A 21,249-nucleotide genomic window follows, 5' to 3' on the forward strand; every position below is an offset into this window, starting at 1 on the left:
CGGATCTCCGATCCCGGCTCTCGCCTCTTCAGGAGAGCCTGACTGCCTCGAACAGCGCCGTCAGCCCGATGCCACCGCCGATCCCGATCATGGCAAGGCCGGTCGCGGCTGGTGACCAACCATCCCCGCGGATCAGTTGACTATATAGCCGGGTAACGAGAATCGCCCCTGATGCCCCGAACGGATGGCCGAGCGCCAGGGCGCCCCCATTGCCGTTGACCGCGTCGGCGGCGATGCCGAGTTGATCCAGCGATGCCAGAACCTGAGCCGCGAAGGCTTCGTTGAACTCGAAGGCGTCGATTTCGGAAAGCGAGAGGCCGGGCTGGCGCTGCATGAGCTTTTTAGTCGAAGCGACCGGCCCGATGCCGAGCAGGTTGGGGTCAACGCCGGCGGCGGCGCTGTCGATGAAGACGAGGCCTTTTTCGATGCCGAGGCTTTTTGCCATGGCGCCGCTCATGACGAGCACCAGGCAGGCGCCGTCATTGAGCGGGCAGGCATTGCCTGCCGTCACCGAGCCGTCGGCCAGGAAGACGGGCCGGAGGTTTGCGAGCGCCTGAAGGGACGTGCCCGGGCGCGGGCACTCGTCGCGTTCGATCAGCCCGTCGCGGGTGGAGATATCGACGATTTCGGGACGAAAGAGGCCCGCCTCGGCCGCCGCAACAGCGAGCCGGTGGCTGCGCAGGGCGAATTCATCCTGCCTCTGGCGCGAGATGCCGAAGGCACGCGCGACGTTTTCGGCGGCAACGCCCATCTCAGGGTCGCCGACCGTCTCGGGTGAAAACCGGGCGCGGCCGTAAAAGCGCGGCACTGCGCCATTGGCTTTCGGCGGTTCGACGCGCCATGGCGCGGTGCTGACGCTCTCGACGCCGCCGGCAAGAAAACACGCGCCGGCTTTCGCCTGGATCAGCCGGGCGGCGAGGATGATCGCTTCCAGGCCCGAGCCGCATTGCCGGTCGATAGCCACACCGGGCACCGCCATCGGCAGGTCTGCATGGAGGGCCGCGAGCCGGCCGATATTGCCGCCACCGCCCGCGGCGTTGCCGACGAGCACGTCGTCTATGTCATTCGGCGCAATGCCTGTTTCGGCAATGATCCGGCGGATGATCGGCGCAAGCAGGTCTTCGGCGGCGACCGTCGCAAGCGATCCGAAGGCCCGGCCGATCGGCGTGCGGTAAGCGGCAACCACGACCGGCTGCCAATCCTCGTCAGGCTGATAGGCGTAGGACAAGACCGTCTCCCGAAATGACCGATGCCTCTACCTCACCCCTCGCGATCTTGCCGCTGCTCGTCATCGGCCAAGAGGCGATATGGTAGAATTGCCTGGGGATCTTGAACCTCGCAAGCTTGGTCGCGCAATGCTCCGCCAGAATTTTCGGGTTCGTGGCCTCCCCCGAGACGACCGCGACGATCCGCTGGCCGTAATAGACATCCGGCAGCCCGAAGACGACGGCCTCCTCGAGCCCCGGGCAGGTTTTGAGCGCACTCTCGACTTCGGCGGGATAGACGTTGTTGCCGCCTGAAATCATCATGCCGCCTGCCCGGCCGATCACCCGCAGCATTCCCTTGGCATCGATCTCGCCGAGATCGCCGACCGTCGCGCCGGCCGGGGTGACCCGAAACGCCTGGCCGTCGTCGCCCCAGAGATAACCGTCGGCGATCAGATCGCTTCTGACGAAGATGGTGCCCGGCACGTCGGTGCCGACATCCTTTTCATCAGGACCCCGAATGGAAATCTCGACGCCGGGATAGGCCTGCCCCACCCGATCGATCGGAAAATCGAGCGCGCCGCCGACAAGGGTGGAGACGGTCATGAAACCGATTTCGGATGCGCCGTAATATTCGCGGATGCGCGCATTCGGAAAAAGCCGGCGCATGGAGTCGACGCCGTTCACGTCAAGCTTGGCGCCGGCAGTCAGGACATCACGCAATGAGGTCAGAGCAGGTTCGGCAGCGCAGGCTCCGGCAATGCCCGCAATGTGGGTCGGCACGGCGACCAGCCGTTCGATCTTTTCGGCGGAGAGAATGTGCGCGACGGCGGCAGCATCCCATTTCCTGACCGAATGGAAGGTGCCGCCGGCATCCAAAGCTTCGACCATGGCGTAAAGGGCCAGACCATGCGCCAGGGCGCCCGGGCACATGGTCGATGGGGCGTCTTCGAGCTCGAAAACCACGCGGCCGCGATCGAGACTGCGGCGCCACTGTTGGCGCGAGCGATAATAGGCCTTCGGCTCTGCCGTTGTGCCCGAGGTAAAGCCGATCAGGAAGATGCCCTCGGCATCATCAGGTAGATCGCCTTCCGTCTCCGTGAGATCGAAGGGCTCGGCCCCGGCGACGACGACAGCAATGCCGAGCCTGCGGCCGATTTCGGCGCTTGGGCTTGCATCGTCGTCGACGACAAGCACGTCAGGCGCCAGCCGCTCGACGATGCGCTCGATCCTTTGCGGCGGCATCATCGGGTCGATCACCGCGCAGGCATTCGGCAAGGCAGTGGCGGCAACGAAATATTCGGCGAAGCCGATATGGTTGCCGAGGCTGAGGGCGACAAGTTTCTCGACGCCGGGCAGATCGAGCGTGCGGCGGGTCGAGTGCGGCAATTCCTGGAAAAAGCGGTAGATCGCCTTGGCGCGCAGACAGAGTTCGCCATGGCTCAGGCAGCGGCCGTCGATCACCAGGGCCGGCTTGTCCGGCCTTTCCGTTGCATGTCGAAGAAGCTGCGCATGGATCGGCATGGACACCCGCTGGTTTGAAGATCGGCCGTCAGCCTAAGGCGGCTCTGGTGACGTCGGGAATGGGCGTCGGGCGGCTGTCGGAAAGGCCGACACAGACCCAGACGAGCCCCGCCGAGGCGCAATGGGCGCCGTCGCGCTGGCGAAAGAGTTCGATCCCAAAGGAGAGGCTCGTGCGCCCGATTTTTTCGACCGTCACCTTGGCTTCGACGATATCGTCGATGTCGATCGGGTTGTGAAAGGTGAGCTCCGCCTTCTTCACGTGATAGGCAACACCCGATGAGGTGTGGCGGAAATGGCTGAGGATTTGCCGGTGCCGTAGGAATTCGACGACGGCATCCTCGCAATAGTCGAGGTAAACCGAGTTATGGACATGACCATAGATGTCGATGTCTCGCATCGAGACCCGGAAGGATGCTAAAGGCCTGTCGTCAACACTCATGTGGTCACCGAAAATTGGTGGGCTGTTCTAACCGCTGTTGTCTGGGGGATGCAATGCAATATCAGGCGGTCGTGCGAAAATTCGGGCCAGCCGAGGAGGTCGTCGAGATCGAGCGGGCTGCGCTGCCGGTGCTGCGCCGCGACCAGGTGCGGGTGCGTCTCTTAGCTCGGTCGATCAATCCATCCGATATCATCACCATATCGGGCGCCTATAGCGGACGCACGACCCTGCCCTTCATTCCGGGGTTCGAAGCCTTCGGCGTGGTCGAGGCGTGCGGTGAAGAGGTTCATGGGCTTTCCCCTGGCACGCGCGTGCTGCCGGTGCGTAGCGCGGGCGGATGGCAGGAATTCAAGGATGCCGATGCCAGCTGGTGCCTTCGTGTTCCCGACACACTCTCCGACTTCGAAGCGGCGACCAGCTATGTCAACCCGATGACCGCCTGGCTGATGCTGCATAAGAAGATCGGCCTTAAACCGGGCATGCGCATCGCCATCAATGCGGCCGCCTCTTCGATCGGATCGATATTGACCGGCATGGCGAACGCGGTTGGCGTGGAGCCGGTGGCGATCGTCCGCAGTGAGGAATCCCTCCAGCGCCTGCGCGGCCGGCTCGAGACCATAATCGTCGACAAAGCGGACGGCGATCTCGCAGGGGGACTTGTCGGCAGGTCCGGGCTCGACGCAGTGCTCGACTGCGTCGGCGGCGCGCGCGCCTCGATCCTCGCAGATGCGCTCAAACCCGGCGGGCATTTCCTGCATTACGGCCTGCTTTCAGGAGAAAGCATCCCGCCGTCATTCTGGGCCGCCCATTCCGACATTGCCTTTTCCTATTGTCACCTCAGGGAATGGGTTCATGCCGAAGCGATGGGCGACGTGCAGCACGCCTATTCCCAGGTCGCCGCGCAGATCGCCTCGAAGGTCATCGCGACCGAAGTGCGGGAGGTCTTTCCGCTGGAAGAGATCGGCGAGGCGCTGCGCACCGCCCTTCCCTTCCGGGCGGGTGGCAAGGTGCTGCTCGCCTGATCGGGCAAGCACCAGCGGCGGTCGAATACCGAACGAGCAGCCAGGCGCCCGCCTCGTCCTTCGAAGGCCGCCTATAGCTGCGATCCGACAGGAAGATCCGTGTCCACCCCACACGGGATCTTTTCGTCGTACGACGAAAGGATACGTCGTGTGGCACGCCCCTCTGCCTGCGGGGCCTGGGCTCGCGCCATGTCGACCCGTCCTTCGGACCCCCACAGGTGGGGAGATCGTGGGGACCGGTTTGCCCAACCAACTCACCTCCCAATCACTTTGAGACGGTAGAGGGAGCGATTGTCCGACCACTTGCGGATCCCCCTTGTGGGTGAGATGCCCGCAGGGCAAAGGGGGTCGCACGCGGCAAAATGCCATTGCACTCGATCGCCAAGTTTTCTGTGGTTCCTGCCGCTTACGCAAGAGCTGAATATTTCTCTATATTGCCGGTCAGCAACTCTATGAAAAGATCCCTGGCAGGTTCGCGAACTGCTTTCATCCAGGCGACAGCGAGAGGCAATTTATGCATTGGTGCGTCGTGTTCGCGCGATAGCGGCAGATATTTCACGCCGCTTACCGCAAGCTTTGAGGTCCATTTCGGAACGATCGCCGACCCTATTCCAGCAGCAACGAGATTGATAATCGTCTGCTTTTCATCAGCGATCTGAGCAATCCTGGGACGCAATCCAATTTCGGAGAAGAGCTCCATCGTCAGATCATAGCTGTGGGGACGAGATCGTCGCTCAGGCACGATCATCGGCTCGTCTTGCAATTCCTGGACCGAAACCTCGCATTGGCTGGCGAATGCGCTACGCTCAGGAACTGCCACCACCGCAGTTTCATAAAACAACGGTTTCACCACGAGCGAAGCGCTCATTCCCTCTCTCGGCCGGATCAAGATCAGATCCAGCCGCCCCGCCAGCAGCTTGGGGATCAATCGGATCGACTTGTCTTCGACCAATTGCGTCGTCGTTTGAGGCGCTATTTCGCGAAAATCATGCAAAAGCATCGGAACGAGACCGGCTGCGGCGCTATCGATTGCACCGATACGCAGTATCGGCCCCGCAGAGTGCTTTCTCGATCTGATTTGGTCCGCGACCTCATCGAGGCGAGCAAGGACTGGCCTTACCTCTTTCAGTAACGCTACGCCGTCTTCTGTCAGGGTTACGCTTCTGGTCGTCCGGGTCAGCAGGCTCGTTCCCAACGATTCCTCAAGCAATCGCACATGGCGACCCAACGAGGCGGGCAGCAATCCAACGCTCTGGGCGGCTCGCCCGAAGTGTAGTTGTTCGGCGACGGCCGCAAAGCATCGCAGCTGCTCAAGTTCCATTCCAGTATCCAGATTATATCAGATAATTATATAATTATACGGTTGTTAACCTGACGGCAAGCCGCTTCTATAGTGTTTTCGGCGCGCTGAGGACGCGTCAATCGTTCCGCTGGGAGGAGTTTTCATATGTTCGAAACGCGCGTAATGCGCAAAGTTACCAGGCGCATCGTGCCATTCATTATGGTCTTGTATTTGATCGCGTTCATTGATCGCGTCAACATTGGTTTCGCCTCTCTGACGATGAACGCAAACATTGAAACGACCAACTCGATTGGCAATGTCGGCGGCTTTGTCGCGCCCTCGATGATCGGCTGGATCAAGGACACAACCGGACGCTTCGAGGGAGATCTTTACTTCGTTGCTGAGCTGTTGGTGGTCTCTGCTGCCGTCACACTGATCCTTTCGCGCACCGGACGCCGAGGTGCACATGCCAAGACATCGGCCCAACACTAAAATACCGAATGGAAAATGACGATGCGTGAATACAAGATTGCGGCCGTCCCCGCCGACGGTATTGGCCCGGAAGTGATAGCCGCCGGCCTGCAGGTTCTCGAAGCGCTCGAAAAGCGCAGCGGCGACTTCAAGATCCATGCCGAGACCTTCGACTGGGGGTCGGACTATTACAAAAGGCACGGCGTGATGATGCCGGCCGACGGCCTTGAGACCCTGAAAAAGTTTGATGCGATCTATTTTGGGGCGGTCGGCGCACCTGACGTGCCGGACCACATCACGCTCTGGGGGCTGCGCCTGCCGATCTGCCAGGGTTTCGACCAGTATGCCAACGTACGGCCGACCAAGATCCTGCCTGGCATTACACCGCCGCTGCGCAACTGCGGTCCCGGTGATCTCGACTGGGTTATCGTCCGCGAAAACTCAGAAGGCGAATATTCCGGCCACGGCGGCCGCGCCCATAAGGGATTGCCGGAGGAAGTCGGCACGGAAGTAGCGATCTTCACCCGCGTCGGCGTTACGCGCATCATGCGCTATGCCTTCAAGCTGGCCCAATCCCGGCCGCGCAAGCTGCTCACCGTTGTGACCAAATCGAACGCGCAGCGCCACGGTATGGTGATGTGGGACGAGATCGCCGCCGAAGTGTCCAAGGAGTTTACCGATGTTGCCTGGGACAAGATGCTGGTCGATGCAATGACCGTGCGCATGACCCTGAAACCGGAAAGCCTCGATACGATCGTCGCAACAAATCTCCATGCGGATATCCTCTCCGATCTGGCTGGTGCTCTGGCCGGTTCGCTCGGCGTTGCGCCGACTGCCAACATTGATCCGGAACGACGCTTTCCGTCCATGTTCGAGCCGATCCATGGATCAGCGTTCGACATTACCGGAAAGGGGATTGCCAATCCGATTGCCACCTTCTGGACTGCAGCGCAGATGCTGGAGCATCTGGGGGAGAAGGACGCGGCCGCGCGCCTCATGGCTGCTGTCGAACGGGTCACCGAGGCTGGCATCCTAACGCCGGATGTGGGTGGCAAGGCCACTACCCAGCAGGTCACCGACGCCGTCTGCGAAGCAATCGCCGGCTCCAACATTCTCGTGGCGGCCCAATGACGTGAAATGACGCGTTCGCCCGGGATGTGCTGCGCCGGATATTCGATGTAGCGGTTGCGAGCGCCGACCCTGCGAACGTTGTCACGCAGCATTTTCCGATCGCTCTAAGGGCAGATGCATCGTCGTCGGCGCGGGAAAAGGCGTCTGCCGCCATGGCCGTAGCGCTCGATGCGGTATGGAGCGACGTCGATCTCACCAGTGTCGGATAAAAAACCCGGGCGCAGCCGTAGCTACGCCCGGGCAAAAATGCGGCCGATCAGACGAGGTCGAAGCGGTCGGCGTTCATGACCTTGTTCCAGGCGGCGACGAAGTCCTTGACGAACTTCTGCTTGGCGTCAGCCTGGCCGTAGACTTCGGCGAAGGCACGAAGCTGCGAATGCGAGCCGAAGATCAGATCGACGCGGGTGCCGGTCCATTTGGCAGCACCCGTCTTGCGGTCGCGGCCTTCATAGACGCCGTCCTTGCCGGCGGCCGGAACCCACTGCGTGGCCATGTCGAGCAGGTTGACGAAGAAGTCGTTCGTCAGCGTCTCGGGGCGCGAGGTGAAGACGCCGTGCTCCGGGTTGCCTGCCTTCAGCACGCGCAGGCCGCCGACGAGGACAGTCATTTCGGGACCGGTCAGCGTCAGGAGCTGCGCGCGGTCGACGAGTGCTTCTTCCGGCTTCATGAACTGATGGCGCTTGCCGTTCACATAGTTGCGGAAGCCATCGATACGCGGCTCGAGTGCTGCGAAGGAATGCGCGTCAGTCTGGGCTTCGGAAGCATCCGCACGGCCCGGCGTGAAAGGCACGCTGATGGCGTTGCCGCCGGCAGCTGCCGCCTTTTCGACGCCGGCAGCGCCGGCAAGCACGATCAGGTCGGCAAGCGAGATCCTTTTGCCGCCAGTCTGCGCGGCGTTGAAGTCCTTCTGGAGGCCTTCGAGAACACCGAGAACCTTAGCGAGCTGGGCTGGCTGGTTGGCGTCCCAATCCTTCTGCGGAGCGAGGCGAATGCGCGCGCCGTTGGCGCCACCGCGCTTGTCGGAACCGCGGAAGGTCGAGGCCGACGCCCAGGCGGTCGAAACCAGTTCCTGGACGCTGAGGCCCGTCGCCAGAACCTTTGCCTTCAGCTCGGCAATGTCTTTGTCGTCGATCAGCGGATGGTCGACGGCCGGGATCACGTCCTGCCAGATCAGGTCTTCGGCCGGAACCTCGGGGCCGAGGTAGCGCACCTTCGGGCCCATGTCGCGGTGGGTCAGCTTGAACCAGGCGCGGGCGAAAGCGTCGGCGAACTCGCCGGGATTTTCAAGGAAGCGGCGCGAGATCTTCTCGTAGATCGGATCGAAACGCAGCGCCAGATCGCTGGTCAGCATGGTCGGCAGATGTTTCTTGCCGGCGTCAAAGGCATCCGGAATGGAGGCTTCGGCGTTCTTGGCCTGCCACTGCTTGGCTCCGGCCGGGCTCGTCGTCAGCTCCCATTCGAAGGCGAAGAGGTTTTCGAAGAAGTGGTTGCTCCACTTGGTTGGCGTCTGCGACCAGGTGACTTCGAGGCCAGCGGTAATGGCATCCTTGCCGACGCCGGTGCCGAAGGAGCTTTTCCAGCCAAGGCCCTGGTCCTCGATCGCGCCGCCTTCCGGCTCGGCGCCGATCAGGGACGGATCGCCGGCCCCATGCGTCTTGCCGAAGGTGTGGCCGCCGGCGATCAGCGCCACGGTCTCTTCGTCGTTCATCGCCATGCGGGCGAAGGTTTCGCGGATGTCGCGGGCCGAAGAGAGCGGATCGGAATTGCCGTTCGGGCCCTCGGGGTTGACGTAGATGAGCCCCATCTGCACGGCGCCGAGCGGTTCCGCCAGCTGGCGTTCGCCGCTGTAGCGCTCGTCGCCGAGCCAGGTGCCTTCAGGACCCCAGTAGAGTTCTTCCGGCTCCCAGACGTCGGCGCGGCCGCCGGCGAAACCAAAGGTCTTGAAGCCCATGGATTCGAGCGCGACGTTGCCGGTGAGGATCAGGAGGTCGGCCCAGGAGATGCGGTTGCCGTATTTCTGCTTGATTGGCCAGAGCAGGCGACGGGCCTTGTCGAGGTTGGCATTGTCAGGCCAGCTGTTCAGCGGCGCAAAGCGCTGCTGACCCTGACCGGCGCCGCCGCGCCCGTCGGTGATGCGGTAGGTTCCGGCGCTGTGCCAGGCCATGCGGATGAACAGACCGCCGTAATGACCGAAGTCGGCCGGCCACCAATCCTGCGAATCCGTCATCAGCGCGTGAAGATCCTGCTTCAGCGCATCGAGATCGAGCTTCTTGAACTCTTCGGCATAGTCGAAGGCCTGGCCGAGCGGATCTGCGCGGCCGGAATTGTGATGAAGAATCTGCACGTTCAGCTGGTTCGGCCACCAATCGCGGTTCGTCCGCGCGGTCGGAGCCTTGTGATGGGCAACAGGACATTTGCCTGCGCTGTCAGTGGGATTGTCCATGATCGTCTCCTTCATTGCTTGATCTGTCTGCCGTTTAAAAAGATGAGCCGGGCCGGCGCCCTACTCTCTCCCCTGAAGTCTTCATATCGGAAGCGTTCAATAATTTTAAGTTGGATTTACTGATTGCTGCGATAAGCTGAGCTTATGAAGAATCTTACCCTGAAACAGCTACGCTATTTTGAAGCCCTGGCAAGGGACGGCCGCTTCCGCCGCGCCGCCGATGCCTGCGCCATCTCCCAGCCGGCGCTCTCCATGCAGATCAAGGAACTCGAGCAGGAGTTGGGCAGCGAGCTCTTCGAGCGCAGCGCACGCCAGGTGAAGCTCACCCCGTTCGGCCAGACCTTTGCGCTCAGGGTCCGCGACATCCTGCGAGCGGTGGACGAATTGGGAGAATTTGCCCGTGCCTCGCGCGATTCCTTCCTCATGCGGCTGCGCATCGGCATCATCCCGACGATCGCGCCCTATCTGCTGCCGGCGATTATAAACGATCTCAACAAAAGCTTCGCCGGAATTCAGATCGATGTGCGCGAGACGCAGACGGGCAAGCTGGTTCACGAACTGGCGCAGGGCCAGCTCGACATGGCGATCGTCGCGCTGCCGGTGTCGGAACCCTCGCTGACCGAACTCGAGCTTTTCCGGGAAGAATTCGTGCTGGTGAGGCGGCAGGAGGATGGAGACAAGCCGGTGCCCGAGCGCGAGGCGCTGCGCGAAATGCGGCTGCTGCTGCTCGAAGAGGGCCACTGCTTCCGCGACCAGGCACTGTCCTTCTGCAAGGTCGGGCCCGCCCGTCCTCGGGAGATCATGGAAGGCAGCTCGCTCTCCACCCTCGTCCAGATGGTCGGCGCCGGCATCGGCGTCACGTTGATCCCGGAAATGGCCGTTCCCGTCGAAACGCGCTCGGCCCAGGTTTCGATCTCCCGCTTCCCGTCGCCGCAGCCGTCGCGAACGATCGGCATGGTCTGGCGCAATTCAACGCCGATGGCCAAACAGCTGCAGGAGGTGGCCGAGGCGGTGCGCCGCTCGGCCGAAGCGATGCGGGAACAGCATGCGGGTGGGTGACGGACGACAGTACGGTTGGCGCCCAAGACCTCTTCTCACAAAGCGAGGGCTGCCGGGCCGCATCACTTCACACGATGGCCATCGTATCAATCCGTCGACACTACGACCCGCCAGGCTGCACCTTTGACAACAAGGACCAAAGCGTCGGAACGAATCTGAAAGATGCGACGCTTCAGGAACGGCGCTTGAACGTATGCTCCGCAGCCGGAAATTTTCGCGACCTGACGTCGTCGGCATAGGCGGAGGCGGCTGCGGCGATCCTCTTGCCGAGTTCGTCGTAGCGCTTGACGAAACGGGGGGTGAAATCGTTGAACAGCCCCAGAATGTCGTCTGACACCAGAACCTGGCCGTCGCAGGCGGAGGACGCGCCGATACCGATGGACGGTATGTGGATGGCCGAAGTCACCTCTCGGGCGAGCGGTTCCACCGTGCCTTCGACGACGACGGCAAAGGCGCCCGAGCCGCCGATCGCGTGCGCGTCACGCCTGATCTTCGACGTCTCGTGTTCGGTATGGCCGACGGAGCGATAGCCGCCTGCAGTTTGCACCTGCTGCGGCATCAGGCCGATATGCCCCATGACCGGGATGCCCCGCTTCGTCAGAAAGGCGATCGTCTCGGCCATCTCCTCGCCGCCTTCCAGTTTGACCGCATCGCAGCCGGTTTCCTGCAGGATGCGGACGGCATTGCGGAAGGCGACCTCTTTCGATTCCTGATAGGTTCCGAACGGCATGTCGACGACGACGCAGGCCTTGGCGACGCCGCGCATCACCGCCTTGCCATGGGCGATCATCATCTCGAGCGTGACGCCGATGGTGGTCTCCATGCCGTAGAGCACCATGCCGAGCGAATCCCCGACCAGCAGGAGGTCGCAATGCTCATCCAGCAACCGCGCCATCGGCGTCGTATAGGCGGTCAGGCAGACGATCGGTTTGCCGCCCTTCATGGCTGAGATGCGGGTCGGCGTCAGACGCTTTTGAGATCCGGTGGCGCTCATTTCGTCACTCCCCATCCCGGCTGGCCCCTTCCCTGCAGGCCCTTCCCGCCGGTAATCCCGGCAATCCGGTTGTTGCGGACGACCCGGTTGTCGAGGAGCCGCGTCGAGCCGAACCGGACGAAAAGAGCCACGACGACAGGCTCGTCGATCGAGCTGACCTGCTCAAGCGTCGAAGCGTCCCTGACGGCGACGACTTCAGGCTTTGCCAGCGGCTCGCGGCCGAGAAATTCCGTGAGCTTCGCTTCCAATTCCTTGGCATCCGTCAGGCCATCGGCAACCAGGCGCTCGGCCTCGTCGAGGGTCAGCGGGACGATCACCGCGGCGCGCCGCTCCTCCGGGCTGAGATAGACGTTGCGCGACGACAAGGCGAGGCCGTCGCCGTCCCTGACGGTCGGCACCGATATCACCCGCACCGGCACTGCAAGATCTTCCACCATGCGTTTGATGATGACGACCTGCTGATAGTCCTTCTGGCCGAAATAGGCGGTCTGCGGCTGCACGATGTTGAGGAGCTTGCAGACGACGGTGGCCACACCGGCAAAATGCCCGGGCCTGACCGCGCCTTCGAGCTCGCGGCCGAGATCGGGAACATCGACGACGGTCTGCATCGGACGCGGATACATGTCTTCGACATCGGGCGCGAAAAGGAAATTGACCCCGGCCTGCTTGAGCATGCCTGAATCGCGTTCGAGATCGCGCGGATATTTGCTGAGGTCTTCGGCTGGGCCGAACTGCAGCGGATTGACGAAGATCGACACGACGACGAGGTCGTTCTCGGCCCGGGCGCGCGATACGAGCTCCATATGGCCGGGATGGAGGTAGCCCATCGTCGGCACCAGGCCGACGGTACGCCCCTGGCGCTTCAGCGCATCGAGCGTGTGGCGCAGCTCGTCGATACTCGAGAAAACCCGCATATATCCTCCCCGCGGCCGGTCACTCATCTTGGGCGCGGATAAGAAGTGTAATCGATGCTTGAGGTCAATGCACATTCGGCGATAAAAACGATTAGATGGAATGGCAGGCCGATCAGACCAGCCTATATCTGCGCGAAAATGGCGGCTTGCGGCAGGACCGGCAATGTGCGAACTGCGCCGAATTGGCCCCGCCCGTATCACAGTCGGTCGCTATGGAGGATGCATGGACAAACACTGGAAGATCAGCGGGCCGATTGCGGCAGCCGAACTCGACGTGGAGAAGGCAAACGCGATCAACATGCTGTTGATCCGGCCAGTCGGCGTACTTCCCGCCAAGCCGGGAGACCCTGTCCTCCCCTTTGCAGTCGGCCTCTTCAACGAGCTGCGCCAGCTGCTGAAACCCGATGCCGGCGTGACAACGCTGAGGCGCGCAACAGCTGCCTATGTCCATTGCCGGCGCTATTATTTCGCCAGCGCCCAGTCCGATTCCATGCGTCATGACCTGGACGGCAAGCCGGTCGAACCACTGTCGCCAGACGATCGGCTGGTCGCGCAAAAACGCTTTCTGAACCTTAAGCGGAATGCGGGCACGGCCGAGGCGCCCGAGGACCCGGCTCCGGCTCGCCCTCCCCTGTTGAGCAAGAACGAACAGATTCGCGCGGTCCTTCTCAGCAGGAAGAACTCGTCAGTCCAAGCGGAATGAGATTGGGTTTGCCATATCCCCTTTCTCGTTTATGCATTTTTCGGCAAGACTGAGAGATTTGGTTCGCCATAAATGTTTGGTGGGTTCGGGCTTGGCTCTTGCATCATCAGCAATGTCGATGGGCTAGGTCATCTTCAAAATCGCGGCGAGGAGAAACGCAGCATGACGAAAACCACCTTGACGATTGCCGACCTGCATGGGCGGGTCGAAGCCATCTTCCGCAAGGCCGGCCTCAATGCCGTGCAGGCCGGGGCGCTTGCCCGCGTTATCGTCGCCGGTGAGCGCGACGCCTGCAAATCGCATGGGATTTACCGCATCGAGGGCGCGCTGCGCACCGTCAAATCAGGCAAGGTGAAGCCGGACGCGGTGCCCGAACTGGACCTCAACGAAGGGTCCGCCATCGTCAAGGTCAATGCCAAGGGGGGCTTTGCCAATGCGGCCTTCGAACTCGGCGTGCCGGCGCTGGCCGAACGCACACGCAAGCTCGGCATTGCCGCCCTCGTCATCAATGATTGCAGCCATTTCTCCGCGCTCTGGCCCGAAGTAGAGGCGGTGACCAATGAGGGTCTTGCCGGCCTCGTCATGTGCCCGAGTTATGCGACCGTCGCGCCCGCCGGCGGCAACAAGCCGCTGCTCGGCACCAACCCCTTCGCCTTCGGCTGGCCGCGCAAGGAGATATCGCCATACGTGTTCGACTTTGCGACCTCGGTTGCCGCCCGCGGAGAAATCGAGCTGCACCGCCGCGCCGGCAAGCAGCTTCCCGAGGGCTGGGCGATCGATTCCGACGGCAATCCGACGACCGATCCGGAAGCCGCCCTTGCCGGCGCCATGCTGCCCTTCGGCGGGCACAAGGGATCGGCCATCGGCACGATGATCGAGCTCCTCGCCGGCATCATGATCGGTGATCTCACCAGCCCGGAGGTGCTCGACTATCTCGGCACGACGACACTTGCCCCCTTCCATGGCGAACTCATCATCGCCATGTCGCCGCAAGCCTTCGCCGCCGGCCGGCCCGGCGATCCCTTCGCCCGCGCCGAGCTGCTCTTCGAGGCCATCGTCGGAAGCGGCGCCCGCCTGCCTTCGCAGCGCCGCTTCGCCGCCCGCCAGAAATCCGAGACGGAAGGCGTCGCGCTGACGGCCGCCGAGTTGGAGCTGCTTGACCGTCTTTTCGAAAAAGGTCTCGAAGCGGTCTCCTGAGGGCCTCTTCCTTATACTGGTGACAAAAGAGAAGGCCCTCCGCGAGGAGGGCCTTCTGCTTGAGGGGGATCGTGAAATTATCCCTTGTATTTCTGCACGGCGCCCGGCAGCTTGCTCCACTCGGCGTACCACGTATCAAACAGCTTCAGCTGGGCTTCGACATAGCCGCGCTGGCTTTCGGAGAGCACGTCCGTCTCGTTGAAGTGCAGCGTGTATTCCGTGTCGCCCTTCAGCACCATCATATGCTTGAAGTAGAGAACGAGGTCCGGGCCTTCGTCGAAGGAGGAGAGCACGGCCAGCGCCGATTCCAGTTCCAGCGCGCGCCGGCGGGCATCCGGATCGCCGGCGGCCGCGGCCTGGGCGAGGTTGCACATGTGGATGACTTCCTTCGGCAGCACGCAGCCAATGCCGGTGATCGCGCCGACGGCGCCGCAATTGACGAAGCCATGGAAGACGCAGGTGTCGACGCCGATCATCAGCGAGACGTCATCGTCGCGGCTGGTGATGTTTTCGGCCGCATAGCGCATATCGGCCGCACCGCCGAATTCCTTGAAACCGACGAGGTTCTTGTGGTCCTGGCGCAGCGCGAAGAACAGCTCGGCGCGGGTGGCAAAGCCGTAATAGGGGCTGTTGTAGATGACGGCCGGCAGGTTCGGGGCGGCCGAAAGGATCGCCTTGAAATGGTTCTTCTGGGCGGCGACGACCGTGCCGCGCGACAGGACGCGCGGGATCACCATCAGGCCCTGGGCGCCGACCTTCTGGGCGTGCGCAGCATGCGCAACAGCCGAAGCGGTATTGACGGCGCCCGTGCCGACGATCACCGGAATGCCGGCCTTCACCAGACGCTCAACGCCCTGCATGCGCTGTTCGTCCGTCAGTAGCGGCCAGTCACCCATTGAGCCACAATAGACGACGGCGGACATGCCTTTTTCGATCAGCTCCTTGCCCTTGCGCACCAGTGCGTCGAAACCCGGCGTGCGGTCGTCCTTGCAGGGCGTCATCAAAGCGGGAATGACGCCGGAAAAAATTGTAGCCTTCATGTCGATTTCCTCCGCGGCTTGGTGGGAAGGTCGGCCGCCAAGGTCGCCGACCCGTTCGACGGTGGGATAGCATCTTGTGTTCTATTTGTCGACAAGAAAAATACAAGACCTATAGCGCTATGTCGAGCTTGCCGTTGCGACTGAAAAGTTTCTGCACCTGGGCGACAATCTGTTCGGCGTGCACCTTGCCCAGTCGATCGGCCTCGTCGACATCCCGCGCTTCGATCGCGGCAATCATCTCGGCATGTTCGTCGACGAACTGCTGGGGAAAATGCTCGTCGTAGGACTGGTAGTAAAGGCGGAGAATGCGACGGCCTTCATCAAGCAGCCGGCGAAAAAGCCCGGTGAAATACGGATTGCGCCCGGCTTCGGCAATGGCGGCGTGGAAAGCGGCGTTGGTTGCGATCATCGCCAGCGTGTCGCGTGCTTCGATTGCCGCCGCGTAGTCCTCGTGGAAGCGGCGGATAGAGGGCAGGTCCTCGAGACGATGGTTCTGCGCCGCCAACCGCGTCGTTACCCGATACATGAGAACAAGGGCGTCGAAGAACGTACTGAGATTGAGAAAATCGATATTCGACACCATGGTCGAGCGGTTCGGCAGCGTTTCGATCAGCCCGTCACCGGCCAGGCGGACCAGCGCTTCGCGGATCGGTGTCCGCGACATCTTGAACCGCTCCGCCAACTGCACTTCGTCGATCGGGCTGCCGGGCGCAAGTTTCAGGTCGAGTATCTCATCGCGCAGCAGGTCGTAGACCATTTTCACGCCCGAACCGCGTTTGCGTTCGGGAAGAGAGCCATTGTCGATGTCGGGCATAAAAACTCCTCTTGTCGACACGACAAATACAATGAGTTTCAAGCTGCATCAAACCTTCAAATGCGTTTACATCCCCGGAGCATCGCCACCCGCGATTATGCCGCATATTCTCAGCCTCGGCGCTCTGTTTCGTAGGGCTCGAGAAGTTCTAAGCGATGTACCCGCGTATAAGCGAATCTGGCGTAACGCATGTTGCGGAAACATAAAATATATATTTATTATAAGTGGTTAGGTTACGTTGTGCCCCGGCAGCAGCAAAAGCCGACCCAGTCGATAGGATTGCGACATCGTCCGGTTCGACCGGTCCTGCAGAGCGTGCTATCTGAAGTCACCGATGACCAACGGCATCGATCGAGGGATACGACCGTCCTTAGCTATCGAGCAGTCGCCCCATCATGTGCCGGATGTGATTTTGAGCGCCGAAAAAGATGGCGGCAACGATGAGTGTCTTGCGGTCCACCACCGGCAGAAACCAAATTGCCGCCTTGTCGCGCCGCACAAACCGGATGCCCGCATAAATATCGGATCGTAAAGTTCCGATGAAGGGTGTTTCGGTAAGCCGTTGTATGGACGAGCGCAATTCGCGAACGCGGCCCGCCGCACGCTCCAAGGCCTCGTCCTCACTATCGCCGAGATCGCTGTAAGCGGCGAAGAGATGGTCGAATATAAGTTCAAAATCCTGTTCCGCTTCGCGGGAATATTTAAGGCTCCACACGAAGAGCTCGCCGTTTCCGCTCGATCATGTCGTCGACGGCGGCCCCCATTGCATCGTCCGATAGCATAGGTCCGTTCAACCGCCGTTGGATCAGTTCCCGAAGGGCTTCCGTTTCCGCCATTTCGGTCTCGGTTTTTTGCCTGAGAAGCTCCAAACCTTGCTGCAAAACCGAACTCAGACTTGAGTACCGCCCATTCTCGACAAGCGATCGGGCAAACGCATCCTGCTGCTCGGTCAGCGAGATCGATGATTTCACGCTCATGATGATCTCCTTTGCTTCAAAGATTGCTACTCAGTCGCATATGTCAAGAGGTTTTGTGATCTGCGGCTATCGATAGAAAGCCATCTCACTTGATTTTTTACGCAGATCGCCAATGAGATGCCACTTGGAGCCACCGCGAGCCCATCGGCCCCGGCATTGCGGCTGACTGGAATTTCGAGTGATGCTGCCGATATTGGCATTGCAGACAATCTCTGATCTAGTCTCGGCCTCTAGGCCCGGCAGTTCAGCCGCAGGCCTCATGGCATTCGAAACGAGCGAGAGCCGTATCTCATGACCACGCACCGCTTCATTCCAACGATCTTTCACAATGTCATTGGCTCGCTCCCGCCGGCCCTGCGCATCGCCGACGGCGATACCGTTGTCACTGAGACGCTCGATGCTGCCGGCCATGACAAGAACGGCGTCAAGCAGGCATCCGGGCCCAATCCGATGAACGGCCCGATCTTTGTGGAAGGCGCCGAGCCCGGGGATGCGCTGAAAGTCGAGATCGTCAGCATGATCCCGACCAGGGACACGGGGTTTACCCGCAGCGTCGTCGCCGCCAATGTTGTCGATCCCGAAGTTGTCCGCGAACTGCCGCCGCGTGATATCGCCATCTGGACGATCGATCGTGAGGCATTGACCGCCAGGCTTTCCGAGCCGGTTGCCGGTCTTGAAAATCTCATTCTGCCTCTCGCCCCGATGATCGGCTGCTTCGGCGTGGCGCCCAGCCTCGGCCAGGCGATCTCGACTGCGACCAGCGGCGAATATGGCGGCAACATGGATTATCGCCGGTTCGGTCCCGGCACCACGGTTCGTTTTCCGGTATCGGCTGCCGGCGCCTTGTTTTTTCTCGGCGACTGCCATGCCGTGCAGGGGGATGGCGAGATTGTCGGGACCGGCATCGAGACCACCTTCGAAGTCACCGTGCGGCTGACGGTGGAAAAGAAGGCCGGGCTGGTCTGGCCGCGCGGAGAAACCGCCGAAGACATCTTCACCATCGGCAACGCCCGGCCGCTTGATCAGGCACTTCAGCATGCGACCAGCGAAATGTTGACCTGGCTGGCGTCGGATTATGGCCTGGACAGGACGGCGGCCAGCCACCTGCTCGGCCAGGTCGTGCGTTACGACGTCGGCAACGTCTTTGATCCGGCCTATACCATGGCCTGCCGCGTTGCCAAGAAATGGCTGGTTCGCCGATAGGCGATCGTTAGCGCGCGGTTCTCAATCGTGCCGTGACAGGAAAGTGGAAACAGTCGCCAGACAAAGCTGCTTTTCCTCGACATGCGGCATATGGCTGGAATTTTCGAACAGCACCCATTCGCAGCCGGGAACACGTTCGAGGTAGGGCCTGACTACCAGCGGGGTCGCCTCGTCGTATTTTCCCGAGATCAGCAGTGTCGGGGCTTCGATGCGATCGAGCCTGTTCTCGATCGTCCAGTCCTTCATCGTGCCGATGACGTGAAATTCGGTGGGGCCGTTCATGTTGCGGTATACGGTGTTGTCCTCGTCCATGATCGCGAAGGTCCGCGACACTTCGGGCGGCCACGGCACGACACGGCAGACATGGCGGTCATAAAAGACGCGCGAGGCGGCGATATAGTCCGGGTCGGACAGGCTTCCCGCCAGCTCGTGCTTCAGCAGCGTGTCCTGCACCTCCTTCGGCAGTTCCTGCCGCAGCCGGTTGGCCTCCGAAACCCAGGTGTGCATGTTGGCCGGCGAATTGGCGATGACAAGCGCCTTCAGGCCCTGTGGCCGGCGCACCGCATGTTCGGCGCCGAGTATGCCCCCCCAGGACTGGCCGAGGAAGGCATAATGATGCTGGATGCCGAGATGGGCAAGCAGCGCGTCCAGCTCTTCGAGAAACAGGCCGACCGTCCAGAAATCCGGGCCCTTTTCCGGAAGCCGGGTGGAATTGCCGTTGCCGAGCTGGTCGTAGTGGATGACCGGGCGGCCGTCGAGCGCGGCGATATCCTTGAAGGAATCGACATAGTCATGCGTGCAGCCGGGCCCGCCATGGGCGACGATGAGGGGCAGTTTGCCGCTCGTCAGCGAACCGGTGATGCGATACCAGGTGCGATAGTCGCGAAAGGGAAAATAGGCTTCGTTGGTCACGATTTCGGCCACCGGCGTCTCCATCTCTTGGCATCTCGAAGACCAATAGCGTGGCGGCAGCGGCGAAGGCAGCTATCACAAGTTATAGGGTGGCCAGTTCTGGCTCGGCCGGTCTTCGAGCAGGCGGTAATGGGTGGCGCGCACCACGGCCTGGGTGCGGTTGCGGGCGCCGAGTTTTTTTGCCGCGGCGTTCAGATGCATGACGACGGTCGGCACTGAACGGCCGATAATGCGGGAAATTTCCTTGGCGGAATACCCTTCTGCGGAGTGGCGCAGGCACTCGCGTTCGCGTTCGGTCAGGCGAACCGTGCCGACGCTCTTCGCCGTCTTGTCGAAAAGCGAATAAGCGGTCTCGTGGAAGACATGGGCGAGCAGGTTGAAGTCGGCGATATAACGCAGCGCATGCCGCTCGAAATCGTCGTTTCGGCCGAAGCGGATGCCGGTGACGGTTGCATAGTCACCGCGCGGCATATGCACCGGCACGGTGACGCCTGTGGACATGTCGCGTTCGTTCAGGTAGCGCGCCACGGGCGCCGTATCGTCGCTCATGAAGCGCTTTATCAGCGTGTCGGCGTCGGTGTCGTAATTCCAGAAGAACGGCGCGGAGGTGCGCAGCGCCACCTGCTGCACCGGATCGATGCGGAAATAGCCGCGATCGAACCAGTAGTCGTGCATGTCGTCGGAGATGTTCCTGAGCTTCAGCAGCGACGGTATCATGATCGCGCCGTCGAGATCGTAGGGCACCGGCGTATAGTCGTAGATCAGTGCCTCGAAGCCGAGCTGCTTCATCGCTTCGAAGGCCTGGTCGATCCGGCCGTCCAGCGTTTCATGCGCCGTGAACTGCCGTCTGATCGTTCCGATGTCGTCAAGCATGAGCAGCTCCCCGGTTCGAAATGCGCCCTACCCTATCACTTCTTATAGCTGGCACGGCACGCGATTTACGATAAAAATTTAACCATGCCCAAATATTGAGCAAGCGAAATTTTCTGCCGGAGCAATCAATGTGGCGTGAAATACAGCCGGACGCGCGGTTCGACATCGATGTCGATGGCCATCGCGTCGTTGCCTATAGCTTCGGGACCGGCGACGAGACGGTGTTCTGCCTGAACGGCGGTCCCGGCCTGCCTTGCGATTACCTGCGCGAGGCGCACTCCTGCCTCATCGACAAGGGTTACCGCGTCGTCGCCTTCGACCAGCTCGGCACGGGCGCCTCCGACAGGCCTGACGATCTCTCGCTCTGGACGATCGGCCGTTATGTCCAGGAGACGGAGACGGTGCGCAAGGCGCTGGGGCTCGGCAGGGTTCACATGCTTGGCCATTCCTGGGGCGGGTGGCTGGCGATCGACTATGCGCTCACCTATCCCGAGAACCTGAAGACGTTGATCCTCGAGGATACCGTCGCCGACATGCCGCATCTGATCTCGGAACTGGAACGGCTGCGGGCCGCGCTCGGTCCCGAAACCGTCTCGATGATGCAGAAACACGAGGCGCAGGGTACCTACAATCATCCGGAATATCTGGCCGCCGTCACCATCCTCAACTACCGCCATGTTTGCCGCCTGCCGGAATGGCCGGCACCGGTGCGCCGCTCGCTCGACGATTGGAATATGGGGCCCTACGCGACGATGCAGGGACCGAACGAGTTTCTTTATATCGGCAACCTCAAGGACTGGAACCGCATCGCCGATCTGCCGCGGCTGACGCTACCGGTGCTGATCACCACAGGAGAGCATGACGAACTGACGCCGGCCTGCGCGCTCAGGATGAAGCTTGCGCTGCCGAATGCCGAACTCAAGCTGTTTGCCGATGCCAGCCACATGCCGTTCTATGAAAACCCGCAGGACTATTATCCGGCACTTCTCGATTTTCTCGCTCGGAACAAGGCACACTGATGCAAGAGGAAGCGGACCGAAGCCGAC

The 21,249-nt window shown here is 61.5% G+C and carries 20 protein-coding genes and 2 pseudogenes; 9 read left to right on the forward strand and 13 right to left on the reverse strand.

Annotation, left to right across the window (positions count from 1 at the left end; genetic code table 11):
• Positions 1-28 precede the first annotated feature (28 nt).
• From ATY29_RS19110 to ATY29_RS19120, 3 genes are read right to left on the reverse strand one after another with little or no spacing between them, the layout of a single operon-like run.
• Positions 29-1,228 carry a thiolase family protein gene (locus ATY29_RS19110; RefSeq protein ID WP_097533044.1) on the reverse strand — a complete coding sequence of 400 codons (1,200 nt, stop codon included), beginning with the start codon at positions 1,226-1,228 and terminating at the stop codon, positions 29-31.
• Positions 1,206-2,729, reverse strand: coding sequence for a class I adenylate-forming enzyme family protein (locus ATY29_RS19115; RefSeq protein WP_097533045.1), 1,524 nt, complete (start codon positions 2,727-2,729; stop codon positions 1,206-1,208). The genes ATY29_RS19110 and ATY29_RS19115 overlap by 23 nt, the downstream gene beginning before the upstream one ends.
• Before the next feature lie 28 nt (positions 2,730-2,757).
• Entirely contained in the window at positions 2,758-3,168 is a 411-nt protein-coding gene (locus ATY29_RS19120; RefSeq protein WP_003572039.1) for an acyl-CoA thioesterase, read from the reverse strand.
• Between the two features lie 53 nt (positions 3,169-3,221).
• On the opposite strand from ATY29_RS19120, the gene ATY29_RS19125 reads away from it, so the two are divergent.
• Positions 3,222-4,190, forward strand: coding sequence for a zinc-dependent alcohol dehydrogenase family protein (locus ATY29_RS19125; RefSeq protein ID WP_097533046.1), 969 nt, complete (start codon positions 3,222-3,224; stop codon positions 4,188-4,190).
• A 406-nt stretch (positions 4,191-4,596) separates the two neighbouring features.
• Here the strand turns inward: ATY29_RS19125 and ATY29_RS19130 are convergent, their stop codons facing one another.
• A complete protein-coding gene (locus tag ATY29_RS19130; RefSeq protein WP_097533047.1) occupies positions 4,597-5,511 on the reverse strand; it encodes a LysR family transcriptional regulator in 915 nt (304 codons plus the stop codon).
• Positions 5,512-5,757: 246 nt separating this feature from the next.
• Here ATY29_RS19130 and ATY29_RS19135 point away from each other — a divergent pair.
• From ATY29_RS19135 to ATY29_RS37785, 3 genes and pseudogenes are all read left to right on the forward strand, one after another.
• Positions 5,758-5,964: pseudogene (locus ATY29_RS19135) on the forward strand (MFS transporter); the annotation flags it as partial.
• A gap of 21 nt (positions 5,965-5,985) precedes the next feature.
• Positions 5,986-7,074 carry a tartrate dehydrogenase gene (locus ATY29_RS19140; protein WP_097533048.1) on the forward strand — a complete coding sequence of 363 codons (1,089 nt, stop codon included), beginning with the start codon at positions 5,986-5,988 and terminating at the stop codon, positions 7,072-7,074.
• Positions 7,075-7,100: 26 nt separating this feature from the next.
• Positions 7,101-7,277, forward strand: a pseudogene (locus tag ATY29_RS37785) (DUF4147 domain-containing protein); the annotation flags it as partial.
• Between the two features lie 53 nt (positions 7,278-7,330).
• Here the strand turns inward: ATY29_RS37785 and katG are convergent.
• A complete protein-coding gene (gene katG, locus ATY29_RS19145; protein ID WP_097533084.1) occupies positions 7,331-9,517 on the reverse strand; it encodes a catalase/peroxidase HPI in 2,187 nt (728 codons plus the stop codon).
• Positions 9,518-9,661: 144 nt separating this feature from the next.
• Between katG and ATY29_RS19150 the strand changes: the two genes are divergently transcribed.
• The gene (locus ATY29_RS19150; RefSeq protein ID WP_097533049.1) at positions 9,662-10,576 is read left to right on the forward strand and encodes a hydrogen peroxide-inducible genes activator; all 915 of its coding nucleotides are present in this window, start codon (positions 9,662-9,664) and stop codon (positions 10,574-10,576) included.
• Between the two features lie 172 nt (positions 10,577-10,748).
• Here the strand turns inward: ATY29_RS19150 and panB are convergent, their stop codons facing one another.
• Both panB and panC read right to left on the reverse strand, forming a co-directional pair.
• Positions 10,749-11,570, reverse strand: coding sequence for a 3-methyl-2-oxobutanoate hydroxymethyltransferase (gene panB, locus ATY29_RS19155; RefSeq protein ID WP_025417979.1), 822 nt, complete (start codon positions 11,568-11,570; stop codon positions 10,749-10,751).
• Entirely contained in the window at positions 11,567-12,484 is a 918-nt protein-coding gene (panC, locus tag ATY29_RS19160) for a pantoate--beta-alanine ligase (RefSeq protein WP_097533050.1), read from the reverse strand. Before panC ends, panB begins: the two co-directional genes overlap by 4 nt.
• A 223-nt stretch (positions 12,485-12,707) precedes the next feature.
• Here panC and ATY29_RS19165 point away from each other — a divergent pair, with 223 nt between their 5' ends.
• Both ATY29_RS19165 and ATY29_RS19170 read left to right on the forward strand, forming a co-directional pair.
• Positions 12,708-13,187: a ProQ/FINO family protein gene (locus tag ATY29_RS19165; RefSeq protein WP_097533051.1), complete on the forward strand. Its 480-nt coding sequence runs from the start codon at positions 12,708-12,710 to the stop codon at positions 13,185-13,187.
• 162 nt (positions 13,188-13,349) lie between these two features.
• Complete coding sequence (locus ATY29_RS19170) at positions 13,350-14,384, forward strand: Ldh family oxidoreductase (RefSeq protein ID WP_097533052.1); 1,035 nt, start codon at positions 13,350-13,352, stop codon at positions 14,382-14,384.
• A gap of 77 nt (positions 14,385-14,461) precedes the next feature.
• Here the strand turns inward: ATY29_RS19170 and ATY29_RS19175 are convergent, their stop codons facing one another.
• The 4 genes from ATY29_RS19175 to ATY29_RS19190 form a co-directional block, all read right to left on the reverse strand.
• Positions 14,462-15,424, reverse strand: a complete 963-nt coding sequence (locus ATY29_RS19175) for a dihydrodipicolinate synthase family protein (RefSeq protein ID WP_097533053.1) — start codon at positions 15,422-15,424, stop codon at positions 14,462-14,464.
• 109 nt (positions 15,425-15,533) lie between these two features.
• Positions 15,534-16,238 carry a GntR family transcriptional regulator gene (locus tag ATY29_RS19180; RefSeq protein ID WP_097533054.1) on the reverse strand — a complete coding sequence of 235 codons (705 nt, stop codon included), beginning with the start codon at positions 16,236-16,238 and terminating at the stop codon, positions 15,534-15,536.
• Between the two features lie 370 nt (positions 16,239-16,608).
• Positions 16,609-16,953, reverse strand: a complete 345-nt coding sequence (locus ATY29_RS19185; protein WP_003572022.1) for a type II toxin-antitoxin system RelE/ParE family toxin — start codon at positions 16,951-16,953, stop codon at positions 16,609-16,611.
• Positions 16,940-17,215, reverse strand: a complete 276-nt coding sequence (locus ATY29_RS19190) for a type II toxin-antitoxin system ParD family antitoxin (protein ID WP_003572021.1) — start codon at positions 17,213-17,215, stop codon at positions 16,940-16,942. Before ATY29_RS19190 ends, ATY29_RS19185 begins: the two co-directional genes overlap by 14 nt.
• 291 nt (positions 17,216-17,506) lie before the next feature.
• Here ATY29_RS19190 and ATY29_RS19195 point away from each other — a divergent pair, with 291 nt between their 5' ends.
• Positions 17,507-18,418 carry an acetamidase/formamidase family protein gene (locus tag ATY29_RS19195; RefSeq protein ID WP_097533055.1) on the forward strand — a complete coding sequence of 304 codons (912 nt, stop codon included), beginning with the start codon at positions 17,507-17,509 and terminating at the stop codon, positions 18,416-18,418.
• A gap of 21 nt (positions 18,419-18,439) precedes the next feature.
• Here ATY29_RS19195 and ATY29_RS19200 read toward each other — a convergent pair whose 3' ends face one another.
• Entirely contained in the window at positions 18,440-19,342 is a 903-nt protein-coding gene (locus tag ATY29_RS19200) for a proline iminopeptidase-family hydrolase (RefSeq protein ID WP_097533085.1), read from the reverse strand.
• Positions 19,343-19,405: 63 nt separating this feature from the next.
• Complete coding sequence (locus ATY29_RS19205; protein ID WP_025417988.1) at positions 19,406-20,203, reverse strand: helix-turn-helix transcriptional regulator; 798 nt, start codon at positions 20,201-20,203, stop codon at positions 19,406-19,408.
• Positions 20,204-20,331: 128 nt separating this feature from the next.
• Between ATY29_RS19205 and ATY29_RS19210 the strand changes: the two genes are divergently transcribed.
• The gene (locus tag ATY29_RS19210) at positions 20,332-21,222 is read left to right on the forward strand and encodes a proline iminopeptidase-family hydrolase (protein WP_097533056.1); all 891 of its coding nucleotides are present in this window, start codon (positions 20,332-20,334) and stop codon (positions 21,220-21,222) included.
• The last annotated feature ends 27 nt before the right edge of the window (positions 21,223-21,249 follow it).

The sequence above is a fragment of the Rhizobium hidalgonense genome (genome assembly GCF_002914525.1).
GTDB classification, from domain to species: domain Bacteria; phylum Pseudomonadota; class Alphaproteobacteria; order Rhizobiales; family Rhizobiaceae; genus Rhizobium; species Rhizobium hidalgonense.